The sequence below is a fragment of the Bacillus sp. BP-3 genome (assembly GCF_028401955.1).
Classification (GTDB): domain Bacteria; phylum Bacillota; class Bacilli; order Bacillales; family Bacillaceae_G; genus Bacillus_A.
Map to the genome: position 1 here is coordinate 270272 of NZ_JAQOTJ010000004.1, position 13105 is coordinate 283376.

Annotated in this window: 11 protein-coding genes; all 11 read right to left on the minus strand. The window is 38.6% G+C overall.

Going from position 1 to position 13105, the window contains the following annotated elements; translation table 11 throughout:
- Position 1: 1 nt before the first annotated feature.
- Positions 2-1090, minus strand: coding sequence for a 23S rRNA (adenine(2503)-C(2))-methyltransferase RlmN (gene rlmN / locus PLX19_RS09030; protein WP_272188181.1), 1089 nt, complete (start codon positions 1088-1090; stop codon positions 2-4).
- A 4-nt stretch (positions 1091-1094) separates the two neighbouring features.
- On the minus strand, positions 1095-2429 hold the full coding sequence (gene rsmB, locus PLX19_RS09035; RefSeq protein WP_272188182.1) for a 16S rRNA (cytosine(967)-C(5))-methyltransferase RsmB: 1335 nt from the start codon (positions 2427-2429) through the stop codon (positions 1095-1097).
- Positions 2426-3370: a methionyl-tRNA formyltransferase gene (fmt, locus tag PLX19_RS09040; protein ID WP_272188183.1), complete on the minus strand. Its 945-nt coding sequence runs from the start codon at positions 3368-3370 to the stop codon at positions 2426-2428. Before fmt ends, rsmB begins: the two co-directional genes overlap by 4 nt.
- Before the next feature lie 16 nt (positions 3371-3386).
- A complete protein-coding gene (gene def, locus PLX19_RS09045; protein WP_090912690.1) occupies positions 3387-3863 on the minus strand; it encodes a peptide deformylase in 477 nt (158 codons plus the stop codon).
- A gap of 136 nt (positions 3864-3999) precedes the next feature.
- Entirely contained in the window at positions 4000-6405 is a 2406-nt protein-coding gene (priA, locus tag PLX19_RS09050; protein WP_272188184.1) for a primosomal protein N', read from the minus strand.
- Positions 6402-7607 carry a bifunctional phosphopantothenoylcysteine decarboxylase/phosphopantothenate--cysteine ligase CoaBC gene (gene coaBC / locus PLX19_RS09055; protein ID WP_272188185.1) on the minus strand — a complete coding sequence of 402 codons (1206 nt, stop codon included), beginning with the start codon at positions 7605-7607 and terminating at the stop codon, positions 6402-6404. The genes priA and coaBC overlap by 4 nt, the downstream gene beginning before the upstream one ends.
- Before the next feature lie 544 nt (positions 7608-8151).
- The gene (rpoZ, locus tag PLX19_RS09060; protein WP_272188186.1) at positions 8152-8364 is read right to left on the minus strand and encodes a DNA-directed RNA polymerase subunit omega; all 213 of its coding nucleotides are present in this window, start codon (positions 8362-8364) and stop codon (positions 8152-8154) included.
- Between the two features lies 1 nt (position 8365).
- Positions 8366-8983 carry a guanylate kinase gene (gene gmk / locus PLX19_RS09065; protein WP_272188188.1) on the minus strand — a complete coding sequence of 206 codons (618 nt, stop codon included), beginning with the start codon at positions 8981-8983 and terminating at the stop codon, positions 8366-8368.
- Positions 8984-8996: 13 nt separating this feature from the next.
- Positions 8997-9260, minus strand: coding sequence for an extracellular matrix/biofilm regulator RemA (gene remA, locus PLX19_RS09070; protein WP_020059206.1), 264 nt, complete (start codon positions 9258-9260; stop codon positions 8997-8999).
- A gap of 66 nt (positions 9261-9326) precedes the next feature.
- A complete protein-coding gene (locus PLX19_RS09075; RefSeq protein WP_272188190.1) occupies positions 9327-10202 on the minus strand; it encodes a YicC/YloC family endoribonuclease in 876 nt (291 codons plus the stop codon).
- A gap of 97 nt (positions 10203-10299) precedes the next feature.
- Positions 10300-13020, minus strand: a complete 2721-nt coding sequence (locus PLX19_RS09080; RefSeq protein ID WP_272188191.1) for a calcium-translocating P-type ATPase, SERCA-type — start codon at positions 13018-13020, stop codon at positions 10300-10302.
- Positions 13021-13105 lie beyond the last annotated feature (85 nt).

Sequence of the window (13105 nt, forward strand, 5' to 3'; positions counted from 1 at the left end):
CTCACCTCGTCTCTTCTTTGCGCTCCTTTGCACGCAATTGACCGCAGGCTGCATCAATATCATGACCTTGTTCGCGACGAATTGTTACGTTAACACCACGATCTTTTAATGTTTTTTCAAACAAGAAAATTTGTTCACGCGGCGTTCTCACATAATCGCGTTCTGGTACATAGTTGACTGGAATTAAGTTAACATGACATTTTACACCTTTTAACAGCTGAGCTAACTCTTCAGCATGTTCGACTTGGTCGTTTTCCCCTCCAAATAAGCCATATTCAAATGTAACGCGGCGTCCTGTTTTTTCAATGTAGTATTTGATAGCTTCCATTAAATCTGGTAACTTGTACGCACGGTTAATTGGCATTAATTTTGAGCGCAGCTCTGTATTTGGGGCATGTAAAGAAACCGCAAAGTTAATTTGTATATTTTCTTCAGCAAACTTATAAATTTTCGGAATAATTCCACTTGTTGATACCGTCATATGACGCGCTCCAATGTGAAGTCCTTTTTCATGATTCACGATGCGTAAAAACGCCATTAAACTATCATAATTATCAAATGGTTCTCCGATTCCCATCACAACAAGAGAGCTGACACGCTCGTCTGTAGCATCTAACTCACGTTGTACTTCGACAACTTGTGCAACAATCTCACCAGCTTCTAAATTACGTTTTAGACCCCCAAGTGTTGATGCACAAAACGTACAGCCAATTCGGCAGCCGACTTGTGTTGTCACACAAATTGAATTTCCGTATTCATGGCGCATTAATACTGTTTCAATAGAATAACCATCATGCAGTTGAAATAAAAATTTAATTGTACCATCTGAAGACGTTTGTTTTACTAATGTTTTTAAAGTTGTAATATCAAAGGAATTCGACAATTTTTCACGCAATCCTTTAGAAAGGTTTGACATATCCTCAAAAGTCGTTACTCTTTTTTTGTATAGCCAATCAAAAACTTGACCGGCACGGAATTTAGGTTCCCCTTGTTCTTTTAACCATTGTTCCATATCATGAAGCTGCAAGGAATAAATGGATGGCTTTTTTTCTTTCAATTCTTTTATTTGTTTTTTCACAGTAGTTTCCATGATGCTACACCTTCTTTCTTAAACAAGCAATATAAAATCCATCTGTTGCAAAATAATGCGGCAAAATTTGCACTCCACCTTTTACTACATAAGGATGTACAGCTTTTGGCAATCGGTCTTTCATTGTTACATCCCATTCAAATTCAGAATGTGATTGTAAAAACTGCTCTATTACTTGTTCATTTTCTACTTTCTCAATTGTACACGTACTATAAACAAGACGTCCTCCCTTTTTCAACAAAGGAGCCACCTTTTCTAAAATAGATAGTTGAATATTGGCAAGTCTTTCACTATCTTCTTTTTGTTTCCCCATTTTAATATCTGGTTTACGGCGAATTACCCCAAATCCAGAACACGGCGCATCTACTAATACTTTATCAAAGCTCTCTTGTTCAAAATGCTCTTGCACTTTCCGTGCATCAAGAGCTTTCGCTTCTACATTTTCTAGTTCAAGGCGCTTTGCTTGCTGCTGAATTAAACGCACTTTATGTGGGTGTAGATCAAGAGAAATAACTTTTCCCGTTCCTCCCAAACGTTCTGCGATATGCGTCGTTTTCCCACCAGGGGCAGCGCAACTATCCAGAACTATATCTCCTGCCTCTGGATCAAGCGCACGAGCTACAAGCATTGAACTTTCATCTTGAATAGATAACATTCCTTCTTGAAATGCTTCTGTATGAGCTACATTCCCTTTTTCAATTTGAATTGCGTCTTCCGATAAATCGCCATGCTTTGCCTGAATTCCTTCTATTTCTAACATTTTGAGTGCAGCTTCTACAGACCCTTTTGCTATGTTAACCCTGGCTGTCGGAACTGGTGGGAGTAAGTTTACTTCACACATTTGCCTTGCCGTTTCAATTCCATATGCTTTTATCCATTCTTTTACAAGCCATTCTGGATGACTTGTTGCAATAGCAAGACGCTTTTCCGGATTTTTAATCTCATCTAGCGATGGAACACCTTCACGCTGAATCGAACGAAGTACTCCATTCACAAGTCCGGCGATTCCTTTATGTCCACGACGCTTCGCAATTTCAACTGCTTCATGAATAGCCGCCCGCTCCGGAACACGATCTAAGTACAACATTTGATATAAAGAGAGGCGAAGCAATACTTTTACCCACAGTTCAATCTTTTTTCTTAAAAACGGCTGTAAATAATAATCAAGTGTATCACATCGTTGAATTGTTCCGTATACAATTTCAGTTAACAATCCAACATCTTTTTTATCAATACTATTTTTTTCAATAAGGTTGTTTAAAAGCAAATTGCTATATGCGCCGCTTTTTTCTACTTGCATTAAACCGTCAAGAGCTAATTCACGAACGTTTTGTTTCATGCGTCTTCTCCTAACTTCGTACCTATTTCAGGTTTTGTTCCACGTAAAAATTGTGAACAATCCATGCGTTTTTTACCAGATGGTTGCAACTCAGTAATTTTAATTGCTGTTTCATTTCCTGTTGCCACAACGAAACCATTTTCTTCAATTGCAACAACTGTTCCCGCTTCAGCTTTCTCTGTTACAGGAACTTTTTCTCCCCACCATACTTTTACAACTTGTCCTGCTAACGTCGTATAAGCAACTGGCCACGGATTTAAACCACGAATGTGATTGTAAATCTCTTCTCCTGTTTTCGTCCAGTCAATCTTTTCTTGCTCACGTTTAATATTATAAGCAAATGTCGCCTCTTGCTCATTTTGTTTAATTGGTTCTAATTTTCCTTGTATTAACAGCGGAACTGTTTGGGATAATAAATGAGCTCCAGCCACGCTTAATTTATCAAATAACGAGCCGGTTGTTTCACATTCTGTAATTTCTACTTCTACTTGCGTTAAAATATCACCAGCATCTAACTTTTCAACCATATACATAATCGTAATGCCTGTTTTTTCTTTTCCTTGCATAATAGAATAATGAATAGGTGCACCGCCGCGAAGTTCTGGAAGTAATGAAGCATGAACATTAATACATCCATATTTCGGTGCTTCTAAAATTTCATTTGGTACAATTTGTCCAAATGCAGCTGTCACAATCAAATCCGGCTCTAATGCCAACACCTGTTCATATTCCTCTTTTTCACGAATTTTTAACGGTTGTAACACCGGAATACCATGTTTTTCTGCTTCAACTTTAACAGGTGTTGGAGTTAACACCTTTTTTCTACCTACTGGACGATCTGGCTGCGTCACGACACCAATCACATCATATCCATCTTCAATAAGACGACGAAGCACCGGCACTGAAAAGTCCGGTGTTCCCATAAATACAACTTTCACCATTTAAAAAACTCTCCTTTTACATCTCTTCTAATTCATTTTCCTCATAATATCGCGTTACTTTAGATGTAAATAACACACCATGTAAATGATCGATTTCATGTTGGATTGCACGGGCCAAAAAGCCGTCTGCTTCTAATAAAAATACTTTCCCGCGGCGATTTTGGGCACGTACTTTAATATACTCAGCACGTGTTACATCACCAAAAAGCCCCGGAAAACTTAAGCAGCCTTCGGGACCCACTTGTTCACCACGTTGTTCTAAAATAACAGGATTAATTAATTCAATTTTCCCGTTATCATCATCAATGTCCACAACAGCAACTTGCAGACTTACACCAACTTGCGGTGCTGCTAATCCAACACCATCCGCAATTAACATTGTTTCGTGCATATCTTTTAAAAGCTTTACTAACTTTTTATCAAAATTTATTACACGTTCACACGGCGTTTCTAATACTTCATTTGGATGTTTTACTATCTCTAATGTTGCCATACTGCTCTCCTTTTCAACATAAAATCAGATTGAAATAAAGTGAAACTCCCATCAATGAGGCCCCCACTGATGATTAGTCTCCCTACGTGTAAATGTTCCACTTTATTTTATCCATTTGCCTCTAAATTCAGCTCTACTACATCAACATAGTTGGATTAAAATCAATTGAGATTTGCAAGTCTTTTTGCATTTCTGCCTGATAATGTTCATTTACCATTTTAAGCACGTACTTTAAGTTTGGTTCCCGTTTGTATTTTATCATGCATTGGTATCGATATCTATCTTTTATACGAGGAATTGCCGAAGCAACTGGACCTAAGATCATCGTTTGCTGTGAGCAATGTTGTCGTAAAAAATCAACAATTTTTTCTGTTACCTGCACTGCCTTTAATAATTCCGGGTGAGATACTGTAACTAACGTAACATAATAATATGGTGGATATTGCCGCATTTTCCTCATATACATCTCACGCTCAAAAAACAAATCATACTTCTGCTTTTTTGCTAATTCTATACTATAATGTTCAGGTGTATACGTTTGAATGACTACTTCTCCTGGAAGCTCGTGACGTCCAGCTCGGCCACTTACTTGCGTTAAAAGCTGATATGTTTTTTCACTTGCCCGGAAATCCGGCAAATGCAACATTGTATCTGCTGTTAATACACCTACAAGCGTCACATTTGGAAAATCAAGACCTTTCGCAATCATTTGCGTCCCAAGTAAAATATCAGCTTCTCCTGCCCCAAATGACTTCAGGAGCTTTTCATGCATCCCTTTACGACTTGTCGTATCCACATCCATTCGAATAACGCGTGCTTCTGGAAACAATTTTGTAATTTCTTCTTCAACCTTTTGTGTCCCCGTCCCAAAGAAGCGGATATGGGAGCTATTACAAGCAGGACAAGCATTCGGTAAATGTTCCTCATAACTACAGTAATGACATTTCAAACGGTTATTCATTCTGTGATATGTAAGCGAAATATCACAGTGTGGACATTGTACGACATATCCGCAATCACGACACATAACAAATGTCGAATGCCCTCTTCGATTTAAAAAAAGCACCATTTGTTCTTTTTTCTCTAATCGATCCGCTATCTTCTCATGAAGAAGCTGAGAAAACATAGAACGATTACCATCACGAAGCTCTTCTCTCATATCAATAATCTCAACTGCAGGCAAATCCTTTTCATTCATCCGCTTCGCCATTGTAAGCAGTTTATATACACCTTTTTGAGAGCGAGCAAACGATTCTAGTGTAGGCGTAGCACTTCCTAACACAACAGGACAATTGTGATATTCTCCCCGCCGAATCGCAACAGAACGTGCATGGTAGCGTGGATTATCCTCCTGTTTGTAACTCGATTCATGTTCTTCATCAATAATTATAATTCCTAAATTCTCAAATGGTGCAAAAATTGCTGAACGCGCCCCTACAACTACTTTGACTTCTTTCCGTAAAATCTTACGCCATTCATCATATTTTTCACCAACAGACAATGCACTATGAAGAACTGCCACTTGCGAGCCAAAACGCCCTTTAAAACGATCCACCATTTGCGGCGTTAACGAAATTTCAGGCACAAGTACTATGGCTTCTTTTCCTCTGCTAAGTACTTCTTCAATTGACTGTAAATAAACTTCTGTTTTTCCGCTCCCTGTGACACCGTACAGTAAAAACGTCTCATGCTGCTCTTCAGTAATGGTGGTTAAGATTGGTGCAATTACTTGTCGTTGCTCTTCTGTAAGCGGGAATGGCTTTGTGCGTTCGAAAGCATCATCATCATAAGGATTTCGATATACTTCCACATATTTTTCAGCTAACAAACCTTTTTTCACAAGTGATTTAATGGGAGCATCCGTCATTTGCAATTCTTCCATTACTATTTTTAACGGTACAGGCTGATAGTGTTCCATGAAATAATACAATACATCCTGCTGCTTTTTACTCTTTAGATGAAAAGCCGTTTCCTCTAATTCTTCAAAAGGCAAAACAGGTTGAATCATTTTTTGTTTTTTCTTTTGCGCCTTATCTTTTACTTCATAAACAACTTCAACAGTCCCTTTTGCAATTTCTGTTTGCACTGCACGATACAACTGCGGCCATTCATCAAGTACATTCCAATCGATACTTTCTTTTCCTTGAAAGAGCTGCTTCACATTGATCGCTACGTCTTCGGGCCGATGAAGACGTAGCTGTTTTTTATATGTCGCTTTAATTGCTGTTGGCAACATAACTTGGAACGCTGAAATTGTAAAACAAAGTGTTTCTTCTGTAAGCCAATTTCCAAGCTGTAGTAATTCCTCATTTAATACAGGTGTTACATCTAATAATTCATGTAATGTTTTCAACTTATTTACATCTACATCTACTGTATCCTTTATCCCAATGACAAATCCTTGTAATTTTCGCGGTCCAAAAGGAACAACAACTCGCATACCCGTTTGAACAAAATCTTCCCAACGTTTAGGAATAATATAATCGAATGGCCTATCCGTTTGCCTTGCTGGAACATCGACAATTACACTTGCAAATTTCATGCTGGATCCTCTTCCAGCATTTTTTCAACATGTAGTAAAATTTCTCGCGCTACTTCCTGCTTTGTTAGTAGTGGCAATTCAACCACGGAGCCATTTCGTTTATACATTGTCACAATATTTGTGTCCGTACCAAATCCTGCTCCTTCTGCTTTTACATCATTCGCAACAATCATGTCAGCATTTTTTTCGCGTAATTTTTTCATTGCATACTCTTCAACGTTTGTTGTTTCTGCCGCAAAGCCAATGAGTAATTGATGTTCCTTTTTCTCACCTAATGCTTTCAAAATATCTGTCGTTCTTTCTAATTCAATAACTGTATCGCCGCTTTTCTTTTTCATCTTCTCATCGTATACAACCTTTGGACGGTAATCCGCTACTGCCGCTGTTTTGATTACAACATCCATATTGGCATAATGATGTAAAACTGCTTCTAACATATCTTGTGCTGATTCCACTTGTATTGTCGTTACATTTGAAGGCGGTGCTAGCGCCGTCGGACCAGAAATAAGAATGACTTCCGCACCAAGATTTGCCGCAACTTCCGCAAGTGCATATCCCATTTTCCCTGAAGAAAAATTCGTCATAAAACGAACTGGGTCAATTTTTTCACGTGTCGGTCCCGCCGTCACCAATATTCGTTTGCCTTGCAGCGGCTTCTCTTCTGAAAAATGCTTTTCTAACATTGCTACAATGTTTTCTGGTTCTTCTAACCGGCCTTTGGCAACATATCCACAAGCTAAAAAGCCTTCTCCAGGCTCAATAAATGTATATCCTAACTGTTTTAGCGTTTGCATATTTTTTTGGACAACTGGATTTTCGTACATATGAACATTCATTGCAGGTGCAATCCACACTGGAGCTGTTGCTGCAAGAAGTGTCGTTGAAATCATATCATCTGCAAGACCATTTACAAATTTACCAATGATATTTGCTGTCGCCGGTGCAACAAGTACAATATCAGCCCAGTCTGCTAAATCAATATGAGCAATGACCGCTGAATCTTTTTCATCAAATGTATCTGTGTATACATCATGGCGAGAAAGTGCTTGAAATGTAAGCGGTGTAACAAACTTCATTGCCGACTCGCTCATTATTACTTTTACTAGCACACCTGCCTGTGTTAATTTACTTGTTAGCGCAGCTGCTTTAAATACAGCAATGCCTCCTGTGACACATAAAAGTATTTTTTTTCCTTTTAGCATACGTCTCGTCCTCTTTCTTTCATGACACTGAGTCTTTTTCGAACTTCAAACCATTCATACTCATTACATACAAATAGAAGCTGTCGCTTCCCTTTATCCTATATAAATCCTTTTTGATCTTTCGACATATCCAATGCTACTTTACAGAAATAAGAAGTCCGCACTTGCTTTCTTCCTCTGTCTGAACTTCGTATGTGGCGAAGTAGGCCCTGACCCGCTTCTATGCATGGTCAGCTGCTCTCGTCCACCTAAAAGAAAGCTTTTATGTCGTTTTTTAATTTATCCCGCTATTTGCGGGCAGTAATACTCCCCCTCACATTCTGAACGAGCCACTTCCGCTTTTCTTAAGAAGTTAGGTGGGAGATAAACTGCTGGCATGCGCCCGATTGGTGAGGGCTGATAATCAGCGAGGGATGAAGCCCCCCACTGATTAAAGTTTCACTTTATCTACATCGTAAAAAAATAACAACCTACTTGTAAATAGGTTGTTACTGTTACATAGAAAAGTATAGTATCTATGCCTCTATTTGTCGAAAAGAAAGCTTTACTTATGGTTGTTATCTTCACTTGGTTCGTAGTTTAATAATTGTGCATTAATTTCTTCTAATGCTTTCCCTACAAATTTATGAGATACCGGTTGCTCAACACCACAATCGTCATGCTCTTGCATTTCACGAGCGCGCTTTGCCGCTACTGTTACTAGCGTATATTTAGAATCGATTTTTTGTAACAATGAATCAATAGATGGGTTTAACATATTATATTTCCTCCGTCATCTCTTTATAATATTTTGCTACTCGCTCACGGCGACAATGTTCACCTATCACAATTGCATTAATACGTTCGCAAGCAAGTTCTACTTCATCGTTTTCTACTACGTAGTCATAAGCATCCATCATTTCGATTTCTTCTTTTGCTACTGTTAAACGATTTTGAATTACCTCTTCTGTTTCGGTACCACGGCCCACAATTCGGTTTTTTAGTTCCGATAAACTTGGAGGAGCTAAAAAGACAAATACTCCTTCTGGAAAAGCTTTCTTTACTTGAATTGCACCTTGCACTTCGATTTCTAAGAAAACATCTTTCCCTTGTTGTAATGTTTGCTCAACATAATCAATTGGTGTTCCGTAATAGTTTCCAACAAACTCCGCCCATTCAAGCAGTTTATTATTTTGAATCATCTCTTCAAACTCTTCTCTCGTTTTAAAGAAATAATCAACACCGTCTACTTCTCCTTCACGCGGTTTACGCGTTGTTACAGAAATAGAATATTGTAAATTTGTATCTTCTTGACCGAACAATTCCTTTCGAACCGTTCCTTTTCCAACACCAGAAGGCCCTGAAAGAACAATGAGCAACCCTCTTCTACTTCTCATATATATATTAAACCTACCCTTCGTCACTTAAATCTTCTTTATTGTTTAACCGATGTGCAATTGTTTCCGGTTGTATCGGGCTTAATACAATATGTCCATCATCCATAACAATTACAGCTCGTGTTTTTCGACCATAGGTAGCATCAAGTAGCACATTTTGTTCGCGAGCTTCCTGGACTAACCTTTTAATCGGTGCTGATTCCGGACTTACAATGGAAATAATTCGATGTGCAGATACGATATTTCCATATCCAATATTTAAAAACCGCATGGCCATAATTTGCGCCTCCTAGTAAGTCTATCCGATTTCTCTCTCTCGTATAACTTTGTATACATTTGACAGCTACTCAATATTTTGTACTTGTTCACGAATTTTTTCAAGGTTATTTTTCATTTCAACAACATATTTCGAAATTGTTAAGTCATTTGCTTTTGAACCAATTGTATTAATTTCACGATGCATTTCTTGCACGATAAAATCCAATTTCCTTCCAACTGGTTCTTTACTTTGCAGCGCCTCTTGAAATTGTTCTAAATGACTTTGCAAACGAACTAATTCTTCATGAATATCACAGCGGTCTGCAAACACCGCTATCTCTGTAAGTAATCGTTGTTCTTCTAATTCTTGATTATGTAATTCTTTCAATCGGTTTTCTAAGCGCTCACGATATTTTTGAATAACTGACGGTGCATACGGAACAATGGAACGCACACACGTGTAAATCCCTTGTAAACGATGCTCCAAATCCTTATGCAGTCGTTCTCCTTCACCATCACGCATCGTTTTCAACATACTAGCAGCGCGGTGAACTGCTTCATACAAATTATGTTCAAACGCTTCATTTACATTTTCAACTTCTTCAATTGCTGTCACTTCCGGCATAGCAATAAGCTGCTGTAATGTAATCGAATCCTGTAATTGAAATTTCCCCTTCGCTTCTTCCATAATGAGCTTATATTGCTCTAAAAGGGACCAATCCACGCGTAATTTCCGTTCAACGAGTCCTTCCCCTTCAACAATAATCGATACTTCAATACGTCCGCGGCCCACTTGTTCTGCAATTAATTTGCGGATTTTATCCTCGAACACCATCATTTGCTTTGGAAGACGAATATTCATCTCTAAAAAACGATGGTTGACCGACTTCATTTCTACTGTAATTTGAAACGCATCACTTTCTACTTTTGCGCGTCCAAAACCTGTCATACTCGAAATCATTTTATCACATCCAAGCCATGATCTTACTCAATGAAAAAGGTAATAGAGACTCTACTCTACTACCTTTTCAGATTATAGCACACTTTTATGTCATTTACTATTTCAAGTTTATCCCTCTTTTATATACAATTGTTTTCTTCTTTTCGGACTTCCCAGTTAGTAAAGACCCTACTAATAAAAATGTTGGAATAGAAGAAAGCCCAACAATTAAGAGCCAATCTCTCGCTTGAATTGGCATCGTACTAAAAATCGGTTGCAACGGCGGATAATATATCACTACTAGCATGAGTAAAATCGAGATAATAACTGCTCCTACTAAGTATATATTTCCAAATGGATTACGGTGAAAGACAGAATGCTCACTACGGCAATCAAACACATGAATAAGCTGAGCTAACACAAGTGTTGCAAAGGCAACTGTTTGCGCATACTTTAATTCATTTGGATGTTGATTGTATGCAATGATAAATGCTAAGAGTGTCATCGCACCGATTAAAAAGCCTCGGCTTACAATTTTCCATGCAAGCCCTCTCGCAAATACCCCTTCTTTTGGATGACGTGGTTTTCTTCGCATCACATCACCCTCTGCAGCATCAAGTCCGAGCGCCATCGCTGGCAAACCATCTGTTACTAAATTCACCCATAAGATTTGAATGGGTACGAGCGGCAATGGCAATGCTAATATCATTGCAAATAGCATAACTAAAATTTCGCCAACATTAGACGCTAATAAATAACGAATAAACTTACGAATGTTTTCGTAAATATTTCTTCCTTCTTTAATTGCCGCTTTTATGGTAGCAAAATTGTCATCTAATAACACAAGAGATGATGCTTCTTTTGCAACATCCGTCCCTGTAACTCCCATCGCCACACCAATATCAGCTGCTTTTATAGCAGGCGCATCATTCACGCCGTCGCCGGTCATTGCCACAATATGATCTTTATTTTGCAGCGCCTTCACAATTTTTAATTTATGTTCTGGAGAAACACGTGCAAAAACATAAGTTTCATCTACAATACCTTCTAACTCTTCAATCGACATGTTTGCAAGTTCGATTCCTTCCACAACGCGGCCACCAGGTGGTAAAATCCCAAGTTGCTCTGCAATTGCCATCGCTGTTACTTTATGGTCTCCTGTAATCATAATTGTTTTAATTCCCGCCTCTTTACACTCTTGCACTGCTTGTTTTACTTCCGGTCTTGGCGGATCAATCATTCCTTGCAATCCAATAAACATTAAATCTTGTTCTGCTTCTCGTTCACTTTGCAATTGCTCTGTTGTTTTTAATGGCTTAAAAGCAATTGCAATTGTACGAAGTGCTTGACTTCCTAAATGATGAATTGCCGTTTGCACTTCATTTCGATACAATTCTGTTAATGGCTGCTGTTTATTTCCCCATAAAATGGTTTGGCTCATTTGTAATAAAACGTCAGGCGCTCCCTTTGTTACTACAAATCTTTTTCCTGCCTTATCACGAACAATGACACTCATCATTTTCCGCGTTGAATCAAACGGAAACTCGTGAATAACCTCAAATTGATCCTTTATCCCTTCTCTTGAAATACCAGCCTTCATCGCTGCTACAACGAGTGCACCTTCTGTCGGATCACCATCTAATACATATGATTTTTTCTTTCTCACAATATTTGCGTTGTTACATAGGCACCCAAATGTAAGTAGCTGATATAAAGAGCGAGCCGCTGTCGGATTTATTTTCTTATCACTTTTCATAAATTCGCCTTTTGGTTCATAGCCTTGCCCCGTTACATTCCACGTTTCGCCACTCGACCATACATGTGTGACCATCATTTTATTTTGCGTCATTGTCCCTGTTTTGTCTGAACAAATAACAGATGCGCACCCTAATGTTTCAACTGCAGGCAGCTTTCTTACAATTGCTTTTTTCTTAATCATCCGTTGAACACCAAGTGAGAGTGCTACTGTCACAATGGCTGGCAATCCTTCAGGAATCGCAGCAACAGCAAGTGAAACACCTGCTAAAAACATATGATATGTTTCATTCCCTTGATAAACACCAACCAATACAACGAGCGCCGTTAAAATTAATGCAACAATAATTAAAATTTTTCCAAGCTGCTCAAGTCTTCTCTGCAGCGGTGTTTCATTTTGCTGTGCATTTTGCAGCATATTTGCAATTTGTCCCATTGCTGTATTCATTCCTGTTCCAATAACAACTCCAATACCGGATCCTCTCGTAATCATCGTTCCCATGAATGCCATATTTGTTTGGTCACCAATTGAAACATCAACACCATGCAGAACATCAATTTTCTTTTGGACCGGCACTGATTCTCCTGTTAACGCTGATTCTTCAATATATAGACTTGAAGCTTCAACGAGCCGTATATCTGCACCGATACGATCCCCGCTTGAAAATTTAATAACATCTCCAAGTACAAGGCCTTTCGAAGGAATTTTCATCCATTTCCCATTCCGAAGTACAGTTACTTGTGGGGCGGCCAGCTCTTTTAATGCTTCCAGTGATTTTTCTGCTTTTCTCTCTTGAAAAAAACCGAGAATACCATTGATAATAACAATTGCCACAATCGCAATTGCGTCCACATATTCCCCTAAAAAAGCAGAAATAATCGTTGCACCAAATAAAACAAGTACCATAAAATCTTTAAATTGCGCCAAGAACACAACAAATGCAGAAGGCCGTTTTGCTTCTTGTAACTCGTTTGGGCCAAGTTTTTTCAGCCGAATGTCCACTTCTTGCTCCGTTAATCCTGTTTTTACATTTGTATTCGTTCGCTCTTCTACTTCATGTGCACGCAGTTCATACCAATTCATCTCGCCACCTACCTCCTGATTGCAGACATGCTCTAATGAAAGCTTATTCAGCCTCGTCCGAAAAAATGCTATAATTAACTTTTAG

What these genes read in the sequence shown, in the direction of transcription:
- rlmN (WP_272188181.1), bottom strand. Translation starts at nt 1,090, where the DNA reads ATGGAAACTACTGTGAAAAAACAAATAAAAGAATTGAAAGAAAAAAAG.
- rsmB (WP_272188182.1), bottom strand. Translation starts at nt 2,429, where the DNA reads ATGAAACAAAACGTTCGTGAATTAGCTCTTGACGGTTTAATGCAAGTA.
- fmt (WP_272188183.1), bottom strand. Translation starts at nt 3,370, where the DNA reads ATGGTGAAAGTTGTATTTATGGGAACACCGGACTTTTCAGTGCCGGTG.
- def (WP_090912690.1), bottom strand. Translation starts at nt 3,863, where the DNA reads ATGGCAACATTAGAGATAGTAAAACATCCAAATGAAGTATTAGAAACG.
- priA (WP_272188184.1), bottom strand. Translation starts at nt 6,405, where the DNA reads ATGAAATTTGCAAGTGTAATTGTCGATGTTCCAGCAAGGCAAACGGAT.
- coaBC (WP_272188185.1), bottom strand. Translation starts at nt 7,607, where the DNA reads ATGCTAAAAGGAAAAAAAATACTTTTATGTGTCACAGGAGGCATTGCT.
- rpoZ (WP_272188186.1), bottom strand. Translation starts at nt 8,364, where the DNA reads ATGTTAAACCCATCTATTGATTCATTGTTACAAAAAATCGATTCTAAA.
- gmk (WP_272188188.1), bottom strand. Translation starts at nt 8,983, where the DNA reads ATGAGAAGTAGAAGAGGGTTGCTCATTGTTCTTTCAGGGCCTTCTGGT.
- remA (WP_020059206.1), bottom strand. Translation starts at nt 9,260, where the DNA reads ATGGCCATGCGGTTTTTAAATATTGGATATGGAAATATCGTATCTGCA.
- PLX19_RS09075 (WP_272188190.1), bottom strand. Translation starts at nt 10,202, where the DNA reads ATGATTTCGAGTATGACAGGTTTTGGACGCGCAAAAGTAGAAAGTGAT.
- PLX19_RS09080 (WP_272188191.1), bottom strand. Translation starts at nt 13,020, where the DNA reads ATGAATTGGTATGAACTGCGTGCACATGAAGTAGAAGAGCGAACGAAT.